Origin of the sequence: Alkaliphilus serpentinus, from assembly GCF_009017255.1 — a bacterium.
Classification (GTDB): domain Bacteria; phylum Bacillota; class Clostridia; order Peptostreptococcales; family Natronincolaceae; genus Alkaliphilus_D; species Alkaliphilus_D serpentinus.
The window spans coordinates 178,124-202,421 of the sequence record NZ_WBZB01000004.1; the positions used below are offsets into that span (position 1 = coordinate 178,124).

Below are 24,298 nucleotides of genomic sequence, written 5' to 3' on the forward strand. Positions count from 1 at the left end.
CAATACCCTACACTTTTTATATTATAGTCTATTATAGGCTTTAGACTATTTATTTTTTGTTTTTATTAATATTTGCTATTAATCCCAACACTTTTGATATCATATGCCGATGCTATAAAGTGCAATTGTTTTTGGTTATAGATCTAGGTTTATGTGTATACGTCTCCAATTAAATCGGGAGGACGTTGTCAATTAGTTTGAATGACGTATTGATGCTTGTGCGGCAGCTATCCAAATAGACCAATTGTCGTTTTTCGCATTGTGGAACACTTTTAAATTTCGTTCTTATACTTTCATAACTAGTCTTTCCAATCAAAGTCTCTTGTTAATGTAGTGCTTCTCGCATCCTTTCAAAGGATGCTTTCTATATATAGAATACCTTATAAATTTTATTAGTGTGAAATTTTATAGTTATTGAATCTTTGGATTGATAGGGCGTGTTTGAGAGATATCATTATTCCCGTCAAAGAAATGTTTCATTCCTCTGACTAAAGAGTCATCTTCCAATACACTCCATAGATGATACCCTAAATCTTCACGCTTAAGTAAAACCTCTTCTAAAACCTGCACAGTACCAAAATCCTTAAGTTCATGAGCACGTGCAATCGTTTTTCTTAACATATGTTGAATTTTTATTTCATGCTCAAGGTCATTACGTAAAAAGTCACGCATCGTATATCGACCTTCAACTTCATGTTTGATATAAGATAATTCATGTTGTGTCACAGGATGTGCCGTAGGGACGACCCCTAATCTTGCTACTCGCTCACCGACTTTATCGATATGATCCTGTGTAACATCAATATGTTCGTCTAACAAGTGATGCAAACTTAAGAAGGACTCTGCTCCCTCCGTTAACCAGTGATGCTTTGTATATTGGTGTAACGCGACATTTAAAGCGCATAAGTGATCATCAAGCATTAGCCCCATTTCTAAACGAACATCAGCTGGAAGACTGATCCCAGACCCTTCAGATCTTACGGTTCTTGGCTCCTGACGTAAAACCATGTTTTGTGGGTGGTTTGTTGTATGTCCTGGCATAGTTGTGTCAAAACCAGATTTTGATAATTTGAAGTCATCTTGAAACTCACTTACGTTTTGTTTAACCTTCTTAAAGTCCTCGTTCAAAATCTCATTACTATTTTCATTTTGCATGTTTCCACCTCTTAATCTTTTATATAATTAATTATCCTGCTTAATTTTTCCCTTTTCAGCATGAATTATGAATAAGAGAAGAAAGAAGAATTTATTTTAGATAGAATCACATATGTAAGAAAGATTAAAATTTTATTCAAGGTTTAAGAACAAAAAACAAATCGAATTAGAGAAAAAGATACTTTTATTTTGTGAATTTAGCAGGTAATTGTCTCTTTTTTATTTTCATGATAGTAGATAGTTTTTTTCACTTATATTTATTATAGCATCCCTCGATACAAGCGCTAATATTAAAACAACAAATCAGACCAAACACGGTTTTTTACTATTATGGAACAATTTTGTAATCATCACATTTTTAAACTTCTCAGCTTCTTCGATAAAATCTATATCGGCTACACTGTACGAATCAAAATCATATAGCATGCTGTTCCAAGAAAAATACTGAGAAAAGCATTCCTTTTTTTGACATGTATAGCTACAACAATGCCAACTGAAAGTAATTCCACTATTCCAAACGGAAAGGTATTCAAGTCAATGTTCCTTAGACAGTAAACCACTAATATAATCATTATAGAAGCAGGTAAAACTGTACCAAGATAGTGAACGGTTTTGGGAAGTTCATTCATTCCACCAAACAAAAGGTAGGGTATAGCACGAGTGAGGCCTGTTATTGACGCGACTACAATAAGGACTGCAACAGAAAATCCATAATCAGTTGTCATTACTCATTCCTCCCATTTGAATATCTATTCGTTCCCTCATTATGGTTAGTAAAATTAAACTCACTGATAATGCAGGAAGTATAAAGTAGTCTGCTCCTAATAGAATATAAAATGCAATGGCACTTGTAAAACCAGTGATTACAGGGATATGGGAATCTACTTGATGCCATTGATTGACACAGACCACAACAAAAAATGCCGTAGCAGAAAATTCAACTCCCCTCATATCAAGGGGTAGCATTTCACCAGCCAAAGCCCCCATTGTGCAACTGAAAGCCCATAACACATGACATATGAGAGCTACCTTTTCCTTACCATATATACTAGCAAATGAAAATACGCCATACAATGCAATAATTGTATGGCGTACAATTTCATTTTATTGTTCTATTGACCTAATCAAATTCCTCAAGATTATCAAGCCTTTTTCTAACTCTTTTATGGTTTCAGGTGCAGCAATAGACAAACGAACTGCTTTTTCAGGATTACTATTGCCAACAGTAAATCGATCTGCCCCATATACTTGAACACCATGCTTCAATGCCAATGCTTCAAAGTCTGTAGCTGATATTTTGCCTGGTAGCTTCAGCCACCTAAAAATACAAGTATTTTCACCAAGACAATCATATTCAGATAAATAATAATTAACCAGTTGGTTTCTATCAATTGTATGCTTTCGGTGACTCTCAATAACTCCATCTATTTGATTTGATACAATCATACGCGCAGCTAATTCTGCCATCAATGGAGCAACAGATATATTCATATTATAAAGGGCATTTGACAGAAGCTTTTTATACCTTTCTGGAGCTGATATATAAGCTAAACGTAGGCCAGGACCAATGGCTTTAGACATACTGGCTATATAGATAGTATGTTCTGGTGCAAATGATGCTACAGCCGGTAATGGTTTTTCATGCATTAGACTATAAGCAGCATCCTCTATGATGAAAATATCGTATTCTTTTGCAATTCTAGCTAATGCTTTTCTGCCTTCGATGGACATGGTATGGGTAGTTGGATTTTGATAGTCTGGTATCAAGTAAATACCCTTTAGATTCTCATTTTTACAAGCATACATCAGCGCATCTTGGTTCATTTCTAGCCCTTCATTTTTGAGTGGTACAAGTTGAACACCAAGCATGCTTGCTGATGTTTTTAATCCAGAGTAAGTATGGGGATCAGTACCAATCTTATCTCCATGCTGACATAAGCCAATAAGAGTAGCTGTGATAGCATTTTGACCGCCACTAGCAAATAAAATATTTTTAACCTCTGTAACAAACCCACCCTTAGAGATAAATTTTACTGCAGCATCTTTCTGCCATTGCACATCTCCAGATCTACTATAGCTGAAGCATTTTATAAAGTCAGATTCAATTACAATGTTTTTTAATTGTAGCATAAGTGGTTCGTAAGAGGCTGGCTCTGGAATAGTAGCACCCATTTCGATAATGTTCTTTGGTTTTCCATCAGTAAGCAAGTAAGCATTGGAAAGGGCATCAAAAGAAACAAACGTTCCACTTCCCACAGTTGTGCTTAATAAACCTTTTAAAATACACACCTTAAAAGCTTTTGAAACAGTACTTACATTTATGTCTAAAAAATCAGCTAATTCTCTATAGGGTGGCAATTTAGTTCCTGGAACTAACCTGCCGCTTATAATATCCTGTTCCAGTTGATTTGCTAATGAAAAATATAGTGGTTTAATTGTTTTATCTAAGACAGGTTTCCAAGACATGGGATAATTTTCAAATGAATTTACAGGCATTCTATCACATCCTTCCTATCACACAATTATATGATTGCATGGCAGATGAGGCAAGAATTATTCTAAAAAAGTTAGTAAATGTAAGGTGCTGGACATTTTAAAATGATTCCAACACCTTTTTTATAGTATTATTAGTATTAAATAATGTTTGGTTGTAAAGCTTTAGTTAAGAATTACATTATTTAAAATCCTACTTCAATTGGTCTTTTGAGTTAATCGCCGCCTGGGCTGCTGCCAATCTTGCAATTGGAACTCTGAAGGGTGAACAGGAAACATAATCAAGGCCAAGTAAATGACAGAACTCTATGGAATTAGGTTCTCCACCATGCTCTCCACAAATCCCTAGCTTAATATTGGGTCTAGCTTTTTTGCCAAGCTCCACTGCTATCTCCATTAATTTACCTACACCTGTTCTATCAATCCTTTGGAAGGGGTCCTTTTCTAAAATAGCCTTATCTATATATTCCTTAATAAAGGATCCTGCGTCATCCCTAGAAAAACCATAGGCCATTTGAGTTAAATCATTGGTTCCAAAGGAGAAAAACTCTGCTTCCTTGGCAATAATATCTGCGGTAACACAAGCTCTAGGAATTTCAATCATGGTTCCAATTAAGTATTGAACACTGGTACCTTTTTCTTCAAAAACCTCATCGGCTGTTTTAATGATCAGCTCCTTAACAAACTCCAGCTCCTTTACCTCTCCCACTAAGGGAACCATGATTTCTGGAATGACCTCTAAGCCCCTTTCTACCTTGGCTATCACAGCTGCTTCAATAATGGCCTGCACCTGCATTTGATAAATTTCTGGATAGGTTATTGCCAATCTACAGCCCCTGTGGCCCAGCATTGGGTTGAATTCTTTTAGATCATTAACCACTTCCTTCAACTGCTGATAGGAAATCTCCATTGTTTGGGCTAAGGCCTTAACATCTTCATCCTCATGGGGTAAAAACTCATGTAGAGGAGGATCCAAGAGTCTTATTGTTACGGGTCTTTCACCCATAACCTCAAATATTTCTAAGAAATCCTGCCTTTGCATTGGCAATAGCTGTTGAAGGGCGTTTTTCCTTTGTTCAATGGTTCTAGAAACAATCATCTGTCTAACCACTGGAATTCTAGTGTCCTCGAAAAACATATGCTCTGTTCTACATAAACCTATTCCCTCTGCACCAAACTCAATTGCTTGGCGGGTATCCCTTGGGGTATCAGCATTGGTTCTTATTTTCAGCCGTCTAAAGTCATCTGCCCACTTCATATATACTTCAAAATTACCGGATAATTGAGGGTTTTGTGTTTTGATTTCACCTGTAAAGATTTCTCCAGTGTTCCCATTCAGGGATATGTAATCCCCCTCATGAAACACCTGATCTCTAACCTTAAATTGCTTTATAGCCTCATGGATTTTTACCTCACCTGCACCAGCAACACAGCATTTACCCATTCCCCTTGCCACTACTGCTGCATGGGAGGTCATTCCACCACGGGCAGTTAATATCCCAACGGAAGCCACCATTCCTTCTATATCCTCCGGGGATGTTTCGTGTCGAACCAAAATGGCCTTTTCTCCGCTGGCATTGGCCTTTACTACGTCTTCAGGAGAGAAATAAACCCTTCCTGAAGCGGCACCAGCAGAGGCTGGTAGTCCCTTTGTGATAATTTCAGCCTTTTCCAGTTCTCTCTCATCAAAGGTAGGATGTAAAAGCTGATCTAATTGTTGGGGCTCTACCCTCATAATAGCTTCCTTCTTAGAAATTAAGCCTTCATGAACCATATCTACCGCTATATTGATGGCGGCATGGGTGGTTCGCTTTCCATTTCGAGTTTGAAGAATAAATAGATTACCCTTCTCAATAGTAAACTCAATATCCTGCATATCTCTATAATGATCTTCAAGAATTCCACAAACCTCTACGAAGCTTTGATAGGCATTGGGCATTCTTTCCTGCAGATCCTTAATTTCCTTTGGTGTACGGATTCCTGCAACAACATCCTCTCCCTGGGCATTCATTAAGAATTCTCCAAAAAGAACCTTCTCCCCATTGGAGGGATTCCGTGTAAAGGCTACCCCAGTACCGGATGTTTCTCCCATATTTCCAAAGACCATCATTTGCACATTTACAGCTGTGCCTAAGTGCTCTGGAATATCATTGATTTTACGATAAACCTTGGCCCTTGGGTTATTCCAAGATTTAAAAACTGCTTCTATGGCCATTAATAACTGTTGTCTTACATCCTGCGGAAATTCTTCTCCTGTCTCCTTTAAGGTGATCTTTTTAAAATCCTCCACTAGATGTTTCAAATCCTCACTGGTAAGATCAATATCCAGTTCAACATTTCTACTTTCCTTAAGCTTTTCCATTGCATGCTCAAACTTGTATTTCTTGATTTGCAACACTACATCTCCGAACATCTGAATAAATCTTCTATAGCTATCATAGGCAAATCGATGGTTATTGGTGGCCTTTGCTAACCCCTCCACCGATTGATCGTTTAATCCAAGATTCAAAATGGTGTCCATCATCCCAGGCATGGAGAAGACAGCTCCGGATCTTACAGAAACCAATAAAGGATTATTTACATCTCCGAATACCTTACCTGAGACCGTTTCTATACTCTGTAAATGCTTAAAAATTTCCTCCTTAAGCTCCTCCCAGAGGGTTGATCCTTTTTTATAGTAGGCGTTACAAGCTTCAGTGGTTACAGTGAATCCATGGGGAACAGGTAGTCCTATTTTGGTCATCTCAGCTAAGTTTGCCCCTTTACCCCCCAATAAAGGCTTCATTTCCTTTGAACCCTCTTTAAAGTCATATACAAATTTCTCCATATGCACCCTCCTATTATCTACCATTAATCTTATAACCAATTTCCCTAAAGATCTCTAAAATGATACTGGCACTTTCCTCAACTGCCTTACTAGACACATCAATCACTGGACAACCTAGTTTTTTCATGATTTCCTCTGCATAGTCTAGCTCATTAAGGATTCTTTCCATGCTGGCATAATTGGCCTCATGCTTAAGACCTAAAGCCTTTAGCCTTTCCTGTCGTATTTCTATAAGCTTCATAGGGTTTGTCGTTAAACCGATGATCTTTTTAGGAGGAACTTCAAATAATTCCTTTGGAGGCGCCACCTCTGGAACCAATGGAACATTGGCTACCTTTATATTCTTATGGGCCAAATACATGCTAAGGGGTGTCTTGGATGTTCTGGAGATCCCTATTAGAACCAAATCTGCCTTTTTAAGGCCTCTAGGATCCTTACCGTCGTCATACTTTACTGCAAATTCTATGGCCTCCACCTTACGGAAGTATTTTTCATCTAGCCTTCTAATGAGTCCTGGTTCTCTTCTTGGTGCATTATGTAGGGCTTGACTCATTGAATCGATTACCGGTGTCATTATATCTATACAGGGTATGTTATGCTTTGCAGCCTCTTCTTGAAGAATGTTTTTGAATTCTTCTATTACCATGGTAAATACGATTACAGATTTTTCTGATTTAGCTTCTTCTAAAATTTCCATAATCTGATTTTTATCTGTCACAAAAGGAAAACGTCTAAGCTCATGATCATTTACGTTGAATTGGCTAATTCCTGCCTTTGCCACCTGTTCGGCAGTCTCACCAATGGAATCTGATATGATATAAATTACAATGCTTGGTTTATCCAATTATAGCCCTCCTCTACATAAGTCTACTAACAGTCTCGTTAAGCTGCTTTTAGAAATTTTTCCGATAACCCGCAGCTGTTCCTTACCATCATCAATGGTCTTTTCAACCACTGGCAAACTATCCACCTCATGATGCATAATTTTTTCTGCTGCTATTAATGCATCTTCCTCTCCGGTTACGGTGATAATATTGGGTTTTCTCGTCATGATCATACCTACGGGAACCTTATTAATGTCTGATCCCCCTAGGGCACTTTTTAAAAAATCCTTCCGAGAAACCACACCCATTAATAATCCATCACTTACAACGAAAATGGTTCCTACGTCCTCGAGAAAAAGCTGAACGATGGCATCATAAACTGAGGTCTCCTCTGATACAACCACAGGATGGGTCATGATATCTGAAACCTTTACGCCTTTAACCTCCTGGGTAAATAAATTCACATCGGGTTTTCCCGAAAAGAAATATCCCACCTTAGGCCTTGCATCTAGAATCCCCGTCATTGTTAATATAGCCAAATCTGGTCTTAGTGTGGCTCTAGTAACCTTCAAGATACTGGCAATGTGCTCACTTGTTATAGGCTCCTGCTCCTTCACTATCTCAATGATCCTTTGTTGTCTAGCTGATAACTCTATTAGAATCACCCCTTTAATTGTTATAGGCTTCATATTGTGCTATGCTATTTATAAATGTGTTATGCTATATGATTAATTTATCATATTTTTCTAGCTTTTGCTACTAAAAATTAAATATACACTGCTAGAAAAATGAAAATAACCTTTAATAATGAAAGGCTTTTCATAGAAAAAGCACCCCAAAGGGCGCTTAGTAGTTTATACAATCAGCTATTTTATGCTAATGCTAAATATTTTAAAATCCCAACAAAATGAAAGGCACTACCCGTTAGAACAAACAGATGCCATATAGCATGGTTAAAGGGAATTCTCTTAATGGCATAGAAGATGGTTCCTGCAGTATAAACCAGCCCTCCAGCTAAAAGCCAAATTAATAGACCTTTAGGTGCCAGTTCCACCATAGGTTTAATTGCAATAATCACAATCCAACCCATTAGGATATACAAACCTAAGGATAGGGCCTTATGCTTATCAAATTTATTAAAGGTAATAATTTTAAAAACAATCCCAACAATAGCAATTGTCCAAACAGCAGCCAGGATTCCTACTCGCCAGTATCCAGTTAAAGCCAGTAAAGCAACTGGGGTATAGGTACCTGCAATAAACAAAAAAATCGAAGAATGATCGAAAACCCGTAATATTTTCTTTATTTTTTCCTTCTGAAAGCTATGGTATAGGGTAGATGAGGTGTATAGTGCAATTGAACAACCGCCATAGATACTAAAGGCAGTGATTGCGATAGGACTTTTCTCTCTTATGGCTATTATAAGAAAGACAATCAAGGTCACTATCCCAAATAGAATTCCCAAGCCATGGGTTATAGCATTAGCCAACTCCTCACCAAAAGAGTATCTTTTAGGTTTAACTTGATCCTTCATATAATACCTCCATATCATAAATTATTCTATATTAATCATTATAACCCATTTTAAACCTTTTTTAATATCTTTTTTAGGAACTTTTTAAATTTAATATGGAATTATAGGGTGGTATCTTACTTCTTATAAGAGTTTAGTTAAAGAAAAAGCTAAAGGGTACTTTAACCTAATTACCCTTTAGCTTTTGAATTTTAGTTCTTCAGCCTCTGCATTCTTAATTCTTATTTCACAATTCATAACTCTTAATTCCTAATTCTTAATTCTTATTTCTTATTACTATATAATCTAGAATCTTAGCTTTTCATCAAGGTAGAGTTCTAAATTGGCCATCTCAATTCTCTCCTGCTCCATTGTATCTCTGTTTCGGATGGTTACACATTTGTCCTCTAGTGAATCAAAATCAAAGGTTATACAATAAGGTGTTCCTATTTCATCATGTCTTCTATATCTCTTACCGATACTACCTGCTTCATCATAATCCACCATATATTTCTCAGCTAGCTTTTCATATAATTCTAAGGTCTGTTCCTTTAGCTTTTTAGTAAGGGGGAATATGGCCACCTTAAAGGGAGCTAAGGCTGGATGTAGCTTTAATACCACCCTAGAATCATTTTCATCAATTTCTTCTTCTCGATAGGCATCAATTAGAAAGGCTAAGGTTAAACGTTCTACCCCTACAGAAGGCTCTATACAATAGGGAACATATCTTTCATTGGTAACGGGGTCGATATAAGTAAAGTCTTCTCCCGAATGGTTAGCATGCTGCTTTAGGTCGTAGTCAGTTCTATCGGCAATACCCCAAAGCTCCCCCCAGCCGAAGGGGAATTTAAACTCAATATCTGTAGTGGCGTTACTGTAGTGGGAAAGCTCCTCTTGAGAATGCTCCCTCATGCGGATATTTTCTTCCCTTAAGCCAAGGGATAATAACCAATTTTTACAGTAATCACTCCAATAATGAAACCATTCCAAATCTTCTCCTGGCTTACAGAAGAATTCCAACTCCATTTGCTCAAATTCTCTAGTTCTAAAAATAAAGTTCCCAGGTGTTATTTCGTTTCTAAAGGATTTCCCAATTTGACCTATTCCAAAGGGTACCTTTTTTCTTGAGGTCCTTTGTACGCTTTTAAAATTAATGAATATCCCTTGGGCGGTTTCTGGTCTTAGATAAATTTCAGTGCTTGTATCCTCGGTAACCCCTTGAAAGGTCTTAAACATAAGATTAAATTGTCGGATATCAGTATAATCTAGGGCACCACATTCTGGGCAAAGAATTTTATGCTCTTCAATATATTCCTTCATTCTTTTGTTTTCCCAACCATCGACTATAATCTCAAGATTATTATTAAAAGCATGATCCTCGATGAGCTTGTCGGCTCTAAACCTAGCCTTACACTTTTTACAATCCTTTAATGGGTCATTAAATCCACCAACATGACCTGAGGCCACCCAGGTTTGAGGGTTCATTAGTATTGCTGAATCTAAACCCACATTATAGGGGCTTTGTTGTACGAACTTTTTCCACCATGCCTTTTTTACATTGTTTTTAAGTTCTACTCCCAATGGACCATAATCCCATGTATTAGCCAACCCTCCGTAAATCTCTGAGCCTGGGAAAACAAAACCCCTAGACTTAGCCATCGAAACGATTTTTTCCATTGTAACCTCTGACATCACCATCATTCCCTTCTTCTATTTTAAAATTCCAAAAACAAAAAGCCCTTCATCCCTGATAGGGACGAAAGACTTAACTTCCGCGGTTCCACCCTAGTTGGTATTAAACACCCACTTAAATTATAGAGCTAAAAAGTGCCCTTCATAAACCTGACTATGTTGGCTTACACCATCCCAACTCGCTATTATAGTCGAAGATTATTACTCCTCTTTCTCATCGCCCACTATTTAATATTTGTTTTATTTAATTTAACAAATTCTATGGTAGTTGTCAATAGTTCCCTACTAATAGTTCCCTACTAATAATCTCCTCCGTCATTCAGCTTATCTAATTCATCTGCCATGTTTTCATCAACATCTGCTGCTGATTTTTTACCCTTACCCCTTAGCTCATTAATTTTTTCTTCTGCCATATCATTGATGTCAACAACATCTCCATTACTTTTTACAATTTCGATGGTGGCCTTAGATAAAAGGGCTGCTGATATTCCTACTATAGATACAAAGGGGCCAAGGACCACACCAACTGCCCCAGCAGTTACGGGAATATTCAACATTACTTCTCCATCTTTTTTTAAGATGATTCTTGTTACATTACCCTTTTTGATTAATGTTTTTAACTTCTCTACTACTTCATTTCCTGCAACATTTATAGTATCTGTCCACTTTTTATCCTGCTTATCCTCTATGGCAATAAGGGCTTCTACAATATCGCCATTGGTTTTTTCAAGAACCTCCCTAGCTTCTTTGTAGCTTATGCCTGTACGTTCCCTAATAATATCAATTTTCTCTAAGCTAATATCCATAACATCTACTCCCTTCATAGTTTATCTACCAGATCTAGGCTTTTGAACTCATATATATTAATATGGGCAACTATATATTTTTTTATGATTTTTTTTAACTGCTCATTTAGTAAAGGGTGGATTTTTAACTTTTGAATTTCTACGATATCCTTATTTAAAAGATAATAGGCCAACTTAATGGTGGTTTCAGATACCCTTAGGGCAAAGGGGTCAGTATGATGACATTTTGGGCAAAGGATCCCTCCCTCTTGAATACTAAAGCGTAGGTCTTTCATTTCGGTGGTGTTACAGTTTATGCAGCTGGTAAGATGAGGTTTGTAACCAGCATATACTAAATAATTTAACTCGAAGCTTCGAATAATTGATTGAATTTCTATGTCCTCCTTCTTTAATAGAAAGAGGGCTTTTCCGAGCAAGCTAAAAAGGCGATGGTTTGTTTGTCCTTCATTGATGACAGCTTCAACAAGCTGAAGAAGATAGGCTCCATAGGATAATCTTGTTAAGTCTTCTCTAATAGAATAAAAGATTTCCTTAGACTCGCATTGACTGATGGTATATAGGCTTTTCCCTTTATACAATACAAAATCGCTATAGCAAAAGGGCTGGATTCCCGCCAAAAGATTGCTCTTTGGTTTTCTACCACCCTTTGCTATAGCATTAACCTTACCAGCCTTTCTGGTAAAGATGGTTAATAGACTATCATTTTCACCATATTTTCTGTTTTTTAAAACAATACCCTCTGTTTTTATGAGCATTTAAATGTCCCCCAGGAAAAGAAGTGAAAAGTTATAAGTTAAAAGTGTAAAGTTTAAGGTTAAACTCAACAACATCAATTATTGCATTATAATTATTTCAACCTTTAACTTTCAATCTTCAATCTTCAAATCTTCATTTTTCACTTTACATTTTTCATTTTTCATTTTTCACTTTTCATTTATTTTCTCTACTTATCATTACTTACCCTTTCTAGATCCGATTCTTCATTAGCCTTCATATCTTGTTGGCAATAAGTATTCTCGAACAAATAGGCTTCAATGTTCCCTGTCTTTATAAATATATTCCATATTTCCTTCCTTAGCATACAAAAGGTCCCCTTTCCAAATTTAAAATATCATTCTTATTTTTTGTATTAGGGGAACTTGTATTCAATGAAAAATATGTAATTTTCTATTCGTATCCAAAACCCTTTAAAATACTATCACTATTTCTCCAATCTTCTTTAATCTTAACCCAAAGCTCTAGATATACCTTTGAGCCTAAAAGGCCTTCAGTATCTTCTCTTGCGCTTTTACCTATTCCTTTAAGCTTCCGGCCACCCTTACCGATAATAATCCCCTTATGGGACTTTCTCTCACAATATATGGTGGCATTAATATCTACAATATCCTGATTCTGACGTTCCTTCATCATGGTAACCTCAACTGCAATGCCATGGGGAACCTCTTGGTCAGTATAATTCAGAATTTTTTCCCTTATAATTTCAGCCACAATTACTCTTTCTGGCTGATCAGTAATCATTTCGGCAGGAAAATATGGGGGTCCCTCTGGTAAAAGCTCTGAAATTTTATGAATTAAAGAATTTAGATTGGCACCCTCTAGGGCTGATATACCAATTATATCATGGAAAAGTCCAGATTCTCTATAAGCTTCATATAATAGGTTAAATTCCTCTTGTTTCATCTTATCAATTTTGTTCATTACTAAAATGATGGGAGTTTTGATATTTTCCAACTGATCCATAATAAACCGATCTCCAGGACCAATATGAGTTCCCTCATCCACAACAAAAAGAACTACATCCACCTCTTTTAACGTATCACTAGCCACCTTAACCATATACTCTCCTAGCTTATGCTTTGGTTTGTGTATACCTGGTGTATCCAGGAAAATAATTTGAAAATCCTCATCGTTTAAAATACACTGTATTTTGTTTCTTGTGGTTTGGGGTTTATCAGAAATAATGGCTATTTTTTCACCAATTAATTGATTCATTAAAGTGGATTTCCCAACATTAGGCCTTCCTACAATTGTTACAAAGCCTGATCTATAGCTCATAGTACAATGCCTCCGTTTCTTATTTCAATGAGTCTGGTGAAAATGAATGGGGTAAAATCTCTTCCATAGAATAAATTTTATAATCATTTTCAGATTTCCCTATAATTATTTTTATATCCCTACCAAATTCCACAATTACCTGTCGGCATATCCCACAAGGGAAGGTGTAGTTTTCTAAATCTCCAACAACAGCTATGGCCTCTATTTCCTTTTCTCCCTCGGAAACAGCTTTGAAAATGGCTGTTCTCTCAGCACAATTGGTTCCACCATAGGATGCACATTCAATATTACAGCCTGTATAAACCTTACCCGACTTCGTTAACAATGCAGCTCCCACTGGAAAACTTGAATAGGGTACATAGGCATATTCCCTTGCTTCCAGGGCTTTTTTCATTAACTCTTTATATTTCAATTTAAATCCCTCCGATTATTCAATGATTGTTACATAATCAATATTTTTTATAACTTGAATCCATGTCTTTCCCGGATTTAATATTAATTCTTTTCCTTCTTCATCATAATACTTGGTTAGAGCCTGGTAGTTATCCTTTTTCCAGGTAATCTCCATTGTCTTCCCCTTCGTTATGTAAAGTCCAGTACCACTACCAATGGTCTCCATCTCAAGCCTTAACTCTGAGTCTACCACTTTGGCTTTAACCACTTGTATGATAATATTGCTGGCAGTTAGTTGTTCTTCTGTAATTTCGTCGAGATGGGGCTTGCCATTATAGTATCTATAATATATCCTTTCATCTTTGTTATATATGTATGATGCTTGATAGGGACTACTATAAAATATTTTGATTTCCGATGCATCTTTACCTTCTATATCGGTTAATTCTTCATGGAAGCTGTAGCCCACCAGCTGACATTCACTTCTATATTTACTGCTGTCAACTGCCCTTCTAATAGCCTCATAGCTACTATACATATTATGGGGGGCATACTTGTGATTTTTCCTCCAGAAAACATCATTGCCTCTATTAAGAGCATTTATATTATTTACCTTATAATTTCTGATATCCAAATCTCCCTGAGGGCTGTAACCTACATGAACAAAATATCCATCAAATTCTAAAGCCTTTTGAATTAAGTAGGGTCTAGCACTTCTTATTCCCCCAATATCCTTGGGCTCACCGGCTAAAAAAACCCCTACATACCTTGTGATATCTCCCTCTGCTAAAAACTCATAGGCTATTTCAGCCTCTATCAGACCTGCTTGAGGTCTTGCCTTACTATGATTATCAAATACAATGACTATGGGTCTTCTATCAATTAATTCTTCTGGATAATAAAGGCCACTTAGGGGGGAGGGAATTCCTTCCTTTGCCACAATCTGCTCTTCATCTTTATCGGGATCGGTTATTTCAATAACTACCTCTTCTTCTACAACCTCATCATTTTCTACCTCTGGTGCTTTACTACATCCAATACTATAAACCACCAAAATAACCATTAGTAAAAGCAACAGACTTTTTTTCTTCAACGTCTTCATTGATAAACACCCTTTCTCGAACCCTAAGGTATTTTCTGAGGTCTCATGATTCCTCCTGATACCACCAGTTTGATAGCTTCCTCTACAGTAATATCCAGCATTATCATGTCATCCTTAGGGATCATCACAAACATCCCAGATGTGGGGTTGGTATTGTAATTTCCTTCCACATATGTATCACCTGTCCTTATCATTACGTTAACCAAATATCTGAAAGAACAATATGGAAATTAATCCGCCAATAACTGCACCAGCAAGTACTTCATATACTGTATGAATTTTTCCTTCTATTCTACTTTGACATACCAATAAAGCCATTAGTAATGAAAGTGTTGCAACAAAGGTATTTTCTGAAATAAAGGTTATGGAGGTTGCCAATGCAAAGGCAACTGCAGCATGGCCACTGGGCATACCACCCTTTAGGGCTGTCCCTCTCCTAAAGTAAGCCTTCAAGGCTATGGTGGTGAAAACCACTACAAGAAAAATAATAAAGGTAATATGTATGGGAGATTGCCTAACCCTATGAAGAACAATTTGAGTAAAGGGATTTACCTTATGAAAAAAAATAAAATAGGCTACTATAATTGAATTAATTGCTGATATTAATACTGCACCAGCTGCCACATTCTTAGCAATTTTAGCAAATATATGGTATTTATCTGTAATCAAATCGATGGTCATTTCAATTGAAGTATTAATCATTTCTGCAATAATCACCATGGATATGGTTAAGATCAGTACTAATATTTCTATTTTACTAAGGTCAAAAAACAGACTTAAGCTTAATATTAAAATAGCCATCAAGAAGTGTATTTTCATATTTCTTTGAGTTTTAAAGGCATATATAATACCCTCAAAGGCAAAGTTAAAGCTATCAATTAGTTTCCTAACTCTCATTTTTTCAACCTCATTATCAACGAACTTGGCCGATTATTTCTAATACAGCCTCTTCCCTTCCTCGCATTTCAGCTTCAGCCTCTTCATCCTCATGATCATAGCCCATAAGATGAAACATGCTATGGACAACCAAGAAGGACATTTCCCGTGAGAAGCTATGGCCATATTCCTGAGCCTGTTCTTGGGCCTTTTCGACTGATATTACAATATCCCCCAGTAGCTTCTCCTCTATATCTATTTCTTCATCCTCCACCAAGGGAAAGGATAATACATCTGTAGCATAATCCTTTCCCCGATAGTTCTTATTTAAATCCTGTATTTCCTTATTATCTACTAAGGAAAGGCTTACCTCGTAGTCTGGATCCCATCCTTCATAAATCAGGGACTCTTCTACGGCCCTTTCCAGTATAGAAATCAACTGCTCATCAATGGCTATTATATTTTGTCTATTATCAATTGCTAGACTCATGGGCCTTCCTTCCCTTCAACTCTTTAATATCTTGGTCTGGATATGCAATCCTCTCATGGAAAATTCCCAGAAGAACACTTAAAAAAGCTTGCTTAATTTTTTCTAATTCCTTTAAGGTTAAATTACAATCCTCCAGCTGTCCATCCTCCAGCTTATCTTTAAAGATCTTATGAATCATTGCCTCAATTTTTTCCTTGGTATGGGAGGTTAAGCTTCTTACCGCTGCCTCTACAGAGTCTGCCAGCATCACAATGGCAGTTTCTTTATTTAGAGGCTTGGTTCCATTGTACCTAAAGGTATTCTCATCTATTTCTTCATCGCTATTGGCATTTTTAGCCTTGTGATAAAAGTAGGCCACCAAGGTATTACCATGGTGTTGAGTAATGAAATCCTTAATTTCTTCTGGCAGCTTATATTTATTAGCCAGCTCTAATCCCTCTTTAACATGGCCAGTAATAATCAAGCTGCTTAAGGATGGATTAATTTTGTCATGGGGATTCTCAGCCGATAGCTGATTCTCCTTAAAGAAATAGGGGCGACTGGTTTTACCTATGTCATGATAAAAGGCTCCCGTTCTGGCTAAAAGGGAATTGCCTCCCACTGCATTTGTGGCAGCTTCACTCAGGTTTCCAACGATAATGCTATGATGATAGGTACCCGGCGCTTCTATTAACAGTTTCTTAAGCAATGGATGATTGGGATTAGAGAGCTCCAGTAGTTTAAGGGGAGTAACAATGTGAAAAACTGTTTCCCATAGAGGCAAGGATCCTACAGTTAAGATGGAGCATAAAATACCATTTAATACACCATAAAATCCAAAGGTCAGGGTCTTAGTAATCTCACTGCTGCTGACAAAACCGATGCCTATTATCGTAATTAAGTTGACTATGCTAATGATTAAACCCGATACAAAAATATTCCCTCTTTGCTGAGTGTTTATAACACTGAATACTCCAACGGTTCCCCCTATAAGCCCCATAGCAATAAAGCTAAAATCATTCCCAGTAACAATGCTGATTAGGATTGTTAAGCATAGGTTCACCAAAAAGGCTAATCTTGCATCTATGAGTATCGCCAGGAGCATGGCGGATACCGCTACAGGGATAAGATATATAGAGATTATGGCAAGAACCTTTGAGATAATCAAAACACATAAGAAAATCAGAATCATCATAAAGAGACGACTGGTTTTCTTCAATAATTCCTTGTTAAAGACATATATATAGGCTACTAAAAGAAATTCGATAACGAGAACAATTGAGGCGATTCCCGTATAAAGCATAAAATCTACTTTTCTATCCTTAGCCAATAGTCCCAGTTCACTCATGATCTGTAGCTTATCGTAGGTTACGTTTTCTCCTTCCCTAAGGATGATATCACCCTTACGGATCATCACCTTTTCAATTGCTTCCATGGCTTCTTGTCTCTTTTGCTCCGTCAGCTCTAAATCCAAGAATTGATTGGGTCTGATGGTGGCATTAATAATGGCTACTGACAATTCCTTTAAGTTGTTATCAAAGTCCTCAATAGACATGATGTAGTCTTTTATATTATTCTTCTCTATTTGTAGCTCTTCTATTTTTATTCCATCATTCATATAAGTGGTAATTATTTCATATATATAATTCTCTAAATACCTAAGTATTTCGGTAGATGCCTCAAGGGCAGCAGTGATATTGGGTCCAGTTATGTTTAAGTCATTGGTTTCTAGAGCAATTTTCTTATCTAGGAATTCCATCTCTTGATTATCTTTAATTTCATAAATAAAGGAGAAGAACTTTTCTATATCCTTCTTAACCTCCATATGAAAGGATGTTTCTAGCTTGTATTCAGAATCCACCTCTTCTGCTGCTAAATTTTTCAAACGTTGAGTTTCTATTGAATCTTCTATATCCTTTGAAGCTCTAATATCTACAGGAGCCCTTTGCCCAACCACTAAATCGAACTGTGGAGGTTTTAAGCTTGTAAGCAAGATGGCAAAAACACATGCAAAAAACAAAACTGCTAGTAAAAAATGCTGTATCCTTAGATTATTAGACATTTTGTCTAAAAACTTGTTAGACTGCTTGTCCTTTAAACCTTTAAAGATTTTCATTATGGTTTCCTCCCACTGCTTTTATCTACTTCCCTTTTTTTCAATTCTCTTAAAGGGCTTCTCTTCACTCTGCTTTTTCAGCTTCTTCTCTTCGTCTAATTCATAGGCTTGTATAATTGATTGTACCAAAGGATGTCTAACTACATCCTTATGGGTTAAATAAGTAAATCCAATTTCTTCAACATTTTTTAAAACACCTGCTGCATTCATTAATCCTGAATACTTACCTCGAGGTAAATCTATTTGGGTTATATCTCCCGTTACTACAGCCTTTGAGCCAAAGCCTAAACGTGTCAAAAACATTTTCATTTGCTCTATGGTGGTATTTTGGGCCTCATCTAAGATGATAAAGGAATAGTCTAGGGTTCTCCCCCTCATGTAGGCTAAAGGGGCGACCTCTATTAAGCCCTTCTCCATATATTTGTGAAATTTCTCAACCCCCAGGATATCAAATAAAGCATCATATAAAGGTCTTAGATAAGGATCCACCTTGTCCTTTAAATCCCCTGGTAAAAAGCCTAAGCTCTCACCAGCCTCTACAGCAGGTCTTGTTAAAATAATTCTATTTACCTGCTCATTTCTAAAGGCCTTTACTGCCATAGCTACAGCAAGATAGGTTTTACCGGTTCCAGCAGGACCAATCCCAAAGGTTAAATCTTTATTTTCAATCTGTTGGAGGTATTTCTTCTGACCAATGGTTTTGGGTTTTATGGGCTTACCCCGATCAGTTACAAAGGCAATGTCTCCTGCTAAATCCTTTATCTTATCGTGATTTCCCTCTTTTATCATATTGATTGTATAGCTTATGTTCTGGCTGTTTAACTCTTTATCCTTATCGAAAATATTCATTAGCTCATGTATCAGCCTTCCTCCAGCCTCAACCTTTCCTTCATCACCTATAATAACAATCTCACCTTCTCTAATAACGATATCAATCCCCATTAGTCGTTGTATGAGCTTAATATTTTCATCAAAATTCCCAAATAATTCTCTAATAAAATCATCATTTTCTACACGAATTCTTTTCTGATGTTCTGCTGTCAATTTTTAATCCTCCCTATTGTCTATTTTCTCTTGAAGTGCAATATCCTCTAGAACTTCTATTGTAAACTTCCCCTGAATTTGATCACCAACCTCTTTAAAATCAATAAAGGTATTTAGTATTTCTGCTTCCTCAGGGATCTCCCCCATCAAATAGTCTATGGCTTCTTGATGAATCTCTTCCTTCACAACTTCGATATCCAGCTTCTCTTCGATATCCATTGCTTCAAAATATTCTTCCTTGATTATTTCTACAGGCAAGCGGATATTCCTCCATATAGTTGGTCTTTTCATATTTTTTTCAAGGATATAATTGCCGAAGGGTACTTCAGAATCCCCAAAGGAAAGTTTTAATTTACCTATTCCTATCCTCGTTACCGTTGATTTCTCACCGGTTTTTTCCTTCTTTATGATGGTTAGTTCTCTAGTAATAACCTTTTCATAATAGGTTCTTGCTAGAACCTCCCCATAGGCGTGGAGGAACGTTGGGTCCATATTCTCTCTAGAGACAACACCGGATATTAGTAAGTCGCCAGCAACTACAATATCCCCTTCCTTCACTACTGAATCACCATTTTTGGCAATAACCTGATCTATAACACCATTCTTTTTAGCTACAACATTACAGGGGTTATTTTTATCTATAACCCTTTCTTGTATATACTTTTCAACCACTTCTACCTTAGCATATATACCCTTTAGCTCTATTCCGACCCATGCTAATTCATTAAACTCTATTAATATTTGATTTTCTATTTCCCGCAAATCTACAGCATATCTATTAGAGCCAGGCTTTAATCCCATCCTAACAAGGGCACTACGCAAAGATTCTTCATCCACCTTTTCGTTTCCAACAACATCAACAGAGTAAATGAAGCTGGAGGCGACAATAACCACAATTAACGAAAAAAATGCTCCAGCTATAAGCATTTTTCTTTTCTTAAGCCTATGGGCCCAAAAAGGATATCCGAACTTTGTAGCAATAGAAACCCTACAGCCTGTTTTTCGGGATAGTCTCCTTAAGGCCTTGAAGCCTCTAATGCCTACATGGGCTTCAATCTTTGTATAGCTTAGTCTTTTTATGTTCCAAAGATAGATATTATTCTCTATACAACTGTTAATGAATCTTTCGAGGTTTAAGCCCTCTATATCAATGATAACATAACCCCTAAAATAATTCCATAGTCTGAGTATTAGCAAATCCCCCACTCCCTAATCCAAAAATTCAAACCCGCTTATTTCTCCAACAATGATGATTTCCTCCACCACAATGCTTTTTAGGAGTAAACTTTTTCCTATAATCCTCAATATTCCACTTTTAGTAAAAATCCTAATTCTAGTAGAGGAATATTCCAATATTCCCTTATGATTTTCTACATAAAGCTGGAGGTTACCCACTAGGGTTATTTTAGGTAGGTCTAATAAAATGTCTTGAGGAAGCTCTAATGCATCTGCGATATTCTTTTTAATTGCCTCTGTTTTCTTCATTACCCCAACCTCCCATCTATAAATTTTTATGCCCTACAGGGAACTTATAGACCAGAATTAGGTGAATATCCATCCAGAAAAAAAGGATTCCCAAATTGTTGGGAATCCCATCTATTCAATAATTAGACTGTTAAAATCTATTTTGTAAGGCCTTAGGTTTGCCTAAAACCTCTGCCATAATAATACCATTCATAATGGATTTTTTGTTAAGGTTTAAGGGAGTTTTTCCTTTTCTACCAATTTCATTTTTATAAATAGAGCTGATGCTTTCAGGCTCTGAGGCTACAGGATCCTCGATGGTATATTTAGTGGCCTCTAGAGTTTTGTCTTCTTCCTTGGATCTTCTAAGCTCCATTTCTTTTGACTCAATTGTTCTGATAACTTGCTTATCCTTTGGCTTGTTATCTTGCTGAAGCTCTCCAAAGACGGTACTAATATCCCGTTGGAACTCCTTCAACAAATCCTCAAGGCCACCGGGTGCCCTTTTGGGTTTTGCTTGCTGCATCGTGGGCTGAGGTTTCACTTGGGGCCTTGGAGCTGTATTGTTGCCTTGTGAGCTTCTAGCCCTACGCTGCTGTTCTTTACTCTTATTCATAATAGAGCTAATGATACCAATAGCTATAAATACTAGTATACTTCCCCAATTCACTGTATCACTTCCTTTTTTTGGGCTTCTATAGATGAATCTTTACCTATTACCCTCGTCGTTGCTCTTGTCATCTTCTTTTGATGCCTTCGCTATAGATTCCCTCATATTGGTGTCAGCCAATACATTCTTCATGTTATAATAATCCATTACACCTAATTTACCTTCTCTAAGGGCAGTGGCCATTGCTCTTGGCACTTCTGCTTCAGCCTCTACAACCTTGGCCCTCATTTCTTGAACAGCTGCAATCATTTCCTGTTCATGGGCAACCGCCATAGCTCTTCTTTCCTCAGCTTTAGCTTGAGCAATACGCTTATCAGCCTCAGCTTGATCTGTTTGCAGCTTTGCACCAATATTTCTTCCGATATCTATATCCGCTATATCTATAGATAGTATTTCGTAAGCAGTCCCTGCATCAAGGCCCTTCCTTAAAACGGTTCTGGAAATTAAGTCTGGATTCTCTAATACTTCTTTATGGCTTTCGGCTGATCCAACGGTTGTTACGATACCCTCGCCAACCCTTGCAATGATTGTTTCTTCTCCAGCTCCCCCTACAAGCCTTTCAATGTTAGCCCTAACTGTAACTCTGGCTTTAACCATTACTTCGATACCATCCTTAGCTACAGCTGCAATCTTTGGGGTTTCAATTACCTTTGGATTTACGCTAACCTGTACAGCCTGTAGAACCTCACGACCTGCAAGGTCAATAGCTGCAGCACGTTCGAACTCCAAACTGATTTCTGCCCTTTGGGCTGCTACTAAAGCATCTACCACGCTATTTACATCTCCACCCGCTAAATAATGGGCCTCAAGCTTATCAATGTTTAAATCTAATCCTGCTTTTGTTGCTTTAATTAGAGGATTGACAATCCTAATTGGTTGAACCCTTCTAAAGCGCATTCCGATAAGGGTGAAAATTCCAACTTTAACTCCTGAAAAATATGCTGTAATCCACAAACCTACTGGAATAAAGCTTAACAAAATTGACAGCATAATAAAGGCTATTGCTATAATGATAATTAAAGGTACAAATGCTGGCATTACAATCCCTCCTCATTAATTTTTCTTACTATTATTTTTCTTCCCTCAATCTTGACAATTTTTACCCTACTGCCTATTTCTATAAAGTCTCCTTCAGATACCACATCCAGCAGTTCATCCTCTACTAAAATGGTGCCAGCGGGTCTTAAGAAGGTTTTTACTACTCCTATTTTCCCCAAGTGACTATCATATTTTCTTCCAGAGGCTGTATACCCTAAATCTGGGTTTTCTCTAGCAGATAGTACAATTCTACTAAAGTACTTATTTTTAGGAGCATATTTTAGCAATAATATAAATGCAATAATGGTAAGGATAAAAGCAATTACAAGGGAAGTTACTGCTGTTGCTACACTGTTGGAAGCCATTATAATACTGGCCACTATACAGATTATACCCCCTATACCTGCCACTCCAAAGCCCGGGGCAAAGGCCTCAACTGTAAGTAAAAGCAAACCTGCGATAAATAAAACTAATACTGCCCAGCCTGCATATCCTGCAAGAATACTACTTCCAAAATACAAGGTAAATGCAGCTAAGCTGGCTGTTCCTCCTAAGCCAAAGCCTGGAGTTAGAATTTCAATTAGTAGACCTATGAAGCCTATCGATAATAAAATCGGGGCTATATAGGCTCCTGTGAAGAACTGAGCAAATTTTACTCTACCAGGTACTCTCAACCTCTCTATAGAACCATATTCTATTTCGAAGTATTTAAGGACCTCCTCATAATCATTGGAAATATAATCTGCTAAGCCCAAATTCTTCGCCTGTTGACTTGTTAAATTTAGCAATTTATCCTCAGCTACCACATCCGGTATTTCTATAGATTTATCTGCCATAGCTGCCACTAGCTTTGGATCTCTATTCTGCTCTTGAGCTACTGTTTCTAAAAGACCCCTCCAGGCTGATAGAGTCTTTTCTGTATTGGGGATTGGCTCTGCTGACCCTATTGAGCCTCCTGGAGCCATAACTATATGATCTCCAGATATTGTAACAAGAACCCCAGCCGATATGGCTTTTTTGTTTACTAAGGAAATGGTAGGCTTTTCTATAGATAACATTAAGTCGCTAATCTCTGTAGCAGAATCTATTCTCCCACCATAGGTGTCAATCTCAAAGATTATTGCTGTTGTTCTAAGATTCCCTTCTGCTTCTCTTATGCTGTCAGCTACATACTGTTCAACTGCAGGCCCTATTTCTCCTTTTATGGGTATTATATAGACTACCCCTTCTTCATTGGATGCACTTACTGGTATACTTAAGAGGACTATTAAAACTAAAATAATAAATGAAACCCTTCTCTTCATGTTTCCACCTCCTTATAATTATCTGCACATAAGTATTCTTTAATACTATTATATAAATTCTACCTCTTGTAATTATTATACCGTAATTACATCATCTTAAAATGTCAAAGGGCTATAATATACAATTTAATGTCTAACTTGTCAAAAGAATAGTTTTATGCAATTATTTAAGATCATGGTAATATGCCTATATCCATTTTATCAGTTAATTTACTCCAATAAAACTCTTATAAGGAAAATTTTATATATTTAGTGGTATTTATTTAGCAAAAAAGAACAAAAGCATTTCATGCGTTAAATTTCTATGGTTAAAATGCTTTTGTTTTCCAGGGAACCCATGTGTTCCCTAGGACGTTTCCTTTTCGGTCGCCTCACCGTCTCGGCGCCGTTCGTGGCATAGTGCCACTTATTCGTGACACAACTCACCTCTCCTTACTTTAATAAGGGGGAACCCCCC

The 24,298-nt window shown here is 37.0% G+C and carries 24 protein-coding genes; all 24 read right to left on the reverse strand.

Annotation, left to right across the window (positions count from 1 at the left end; genetic code table 11):
• Window positions 1–411 precede the first annotated feature (411 nt).
• Window positions 412–1,155 (reverse strand): Dps family protein, encoded by a 744-nt coding sequence (locus tag F8153_RS01460; protein ID WP_151864567.1) that lies wholly within the window; start codon window positions 1,153–1,155, stop codon window positions 412–414.
• Window positions 1,156–1,550: 395 nt separating this feature from the next.
• A complete protein-coding gene (locus F8153_RS01465) occupies window positions 1,551–1,880 on the reverse strand; it encodes a branched-chain amino acid transporter permease (protein ID WP_151864568.1) in 330 nt (109 codons plus the stop codon).
• Window positions 1,870–2,133, reverse strand: a complete 264-nt coding sequence (locus F8153_RS01470) for a hypothetical protein (RefSeq protein WP_192929602.1) — start codon at window positions 2,131–2,133, stop codon at window positions 1,870–1,872. The genes F8153_RS01465 and F8153_RS01470 overlap by 11 nt, the downstream gene beginning before the upstream one ends.
• Before the next feature lie 126 nt (window positions 2,134–2,259).
• On the reverse strand, window positions 2,260–3,621 hold the full coding sequence (locus tag F8153_RS01475) for an aminotransferase-like domain-containing protein (protein ID WP_243136857.1): 1,362 nt from the start codon (window positions 3,619–3,621) through the stop codon (window positions 2,260–2,262).
• Window positions 3,622–3,841: 220 nt separating this feature from the next.
• Entirely contained in the window at window positions 3,842–6,475 is a 2,634-nt protein-coding gene (gene ppdK, locus F8153_RS01480; protein ID WP_151864570.1) for a pyruvate, phosphate dikinase, read from the reverse strand.
• A 13-nt stretch (window positions 6,476–6,488) separates the two neighbouring features.
• The gene (locus F8153_RS01485; RefSeq protein ID WP_151864571.1) at window positions 6,489–7,319 is read right to left on the reverse strand and encodes a pyruvate, water dikinase regulatory protein; all 831 of its coding nucleotides are present in this window, start codon (window positions 7,317–7,319) and stop codon (window positions 6,489–6,491) included.
• A complete protein-coding gene (locus tag F8153_RS01490; RefSeq protein WP_151864593.1) occupies window positions 7,320–7,964 on the reverse strand; it encodes a helix-turn-helix transcriptional regulator in 645 nt (214 codons plus the stop codon).
• A gap of 206 nt (window positions 7,965–8,170) precedes the next feature.
• On the reverse strand, window positions 8,171–8,833 hold the full coding sequence (gene trhA / locus F8153_RS01495) for a PAQR family membrane homeostasis protein TrhA (RefSeq protein ID WP_151864572.1): 663 nt from the start codon (window positions 8,831–8,833) through the stop codon (window positions 8,171–8,173).
• 285 nt (window positions 8,834–9,118) lie between these two features.
• A complete protein-coding gene (locus tag F8153_RS01500) occupies window positions 9,119–10,504 on the reverse strand; it encodes a glycine--tRNA ligase (protein WP_192929603.1) in 1,386 nt (461 codons plus the stop codon).
• Between the two features lie 299 nt (window positions 10,505–10,803).
• Window positions 10,804–11,328 carry a DUF4342 domain-containing protein gene (locus F8153_RS01505; protein ID WP_243136858.1) on the reverse strand — a complete coding sequence of 175 codons (525 nt, stop codon included), beginning with the start codon at window positions 11,326–11,328 and terminating at the stop codon, window positions 10,804–10,806.
• The gene (gene recO / locus F8153_RS01510) at window positions 11,325–12,065 is read right to left on the reverse strand and encodes a DNA repair protein RecO (RefSeq protein WP_151864574.1); all 741 of its coding nucleotides are present in this window, start codon (window positions 12,063–12,065) and stop codon (window positions 11,325–11,327) included. Before recO ends, F8153_RS01505 begins: the two co-directional genes overlap by 4 nt.
• Window positions 12,066–12,253: 188 nt before the next feature.
• Window positions 12,254–12,391, reverse strand: a complete 138-nt coding sequence (locus F8153_RS15920) for a YqzL family protein (protein ID WP_192929604.1) — start codon at window positions 12,389–12,391, stop codon at window positions 12,254–12,256.
• 86 nt (window positions 12,392–12,477) lie between these two features.
• Window positions 12,478–13,365, reverse strand: a complete 888-nt coding sequence (gene era / locus F8153_RS01515) for a GTPase Era (RefSeq protein ID WP_151864575.1) — start codon at window positions 13,363–13,365, stop codon at window positions 12,478–12,480.
• Window positions 13,366–13,384: 19 nt separating this feature from the next.
• A complete protein-coding gene (locus F8153_RS01520) occupies window positions 13,385–13,777 on the reverse strand; it encodes a cytidine deaminase (RefSeq protein WP_151864576.1) in 393 nt (130 codons plus the stop codon).
• Window positions 13,778–13,792: 15 nt separating this feature from the next.
• Entirely contained in the window at window positions 13,793–14,860 is a 1,068-nt protein-coding gene (locus F8153_RS01525; protein ID WP_151864577.1) for a DUF3048 domain-containing protein, read from the reverse strand.
• A 198-nt stretch (window positions 14,861–15,058) separates the two neighbouring features.
• The gene (locus F8153_RS01530; RefSeq protein ID WP_151864578.1) at window positions 15,059–15,757 is read right to left on the reverse strand and encodes a diacylglycerol kinase; all 699 of its coding nucleotides are present in this window, start codon (window positions 15,755–15,757) and stop codon (window positions 15,059–15,061) included.
• Window positions 15,758–15,773: 16 nt separating this feature from the next.
• Entirely contained in the window at window positions 15,774–16,226 is a 453-nt protein-coding gene (gene ybeY / locus F8153_RS01535) for an rRNA maturation RNase YbeY (protein ID WP_151864579.1), read from the reverse strand.
• Window positions 16,210–18,321 carry an HD family phosphohydrolase gene (locus F8153_RS01540; protein WP_151864580.1) on the reverse strand — a complete coding sequence of 704 codons (2,112 nt, stop codon included), beginning with the start codon at window positions 18,319–18,321 and terminating at the stop codon, window positions 16,210–16,212. The genes ybeY and F8153_RS01540 overlap by 17 nt, the downstream gene beginning before the upstream one ends.
• A gap of 21 nt (window positions 18,322–18,342) precedes the next feature.
• A complete protein-coding gene (locus F8153_RS01545) occupies window positions 18,343–19,365 on the reverse strand; it encodes a PhoH family protein (protein ID WP_243136859.1) in 1,023 nt (340 codons plus the stop codon).
• Between the two features lie 3 nt (window positions 19,366–19,368).
• Window positions 19,369–20,562, reverse strand: coding sequence for a sporulation protein YqfD (yqfD, locus tag F8153_RS01550; protein WP_151864581.1), 1,194 nt, complete (start codon window positions 20,560–20,562; stop codon window positions 19,369–19,371).
• Between the two features lie 12 nt (window positions 20,563–20,574).
• A complete protein-coding gene (gene yqfC, locus F8153_RS01555; RefSeq protein ID WP_151864582.1) occupies window positions 20,575–20,850 on the reverse strand; it encodes a sporulation protein YqfC in 276 nt (91 codons plus the stop codon).
• 130 nt (window positions 20,851–20,980) lie between these two features.
• The gene (locus F8153_RS01560) at window positions 20,981–21,499 is read right to left on the reverse strand and encodes a hypothetical protein (protein WP_151864583.1); all 519 of its coding nucleotides are present in this window, start codon (window positions 21,497–21,499) and stop codon (window positions 20,981–20,983) included.
• 39 nt (window positions 21,500–21,538) lie between these two features.
• On the reverse strand, window positions 21,539–22,537 hold the full coding sequence (floA, locus tag F8153_RS01565; RefSeq protein ID WP_151864584.1) for a flotillin-like protein FloA: 999 nt from the start codon (window positions 22,535–22,537) through the stop codon (window positions 21,539–21,541).
• Window positions 22,537–23,841, reverse strand: coding sequence for an NfeD family protein (locus tag F8153_RS01570; protein ID WP_151864585.1), 1,305 nt, complete (start codon window positions 23,839–23,841; stop codon window positions 22,537–22,539). The genes floA and F8153_RS01570 overlap by 1 nt, the downstream gene beginning before the upstream one ends.
• Window positions 23,842–24,298: the final 457 nt, after the last annotated feature.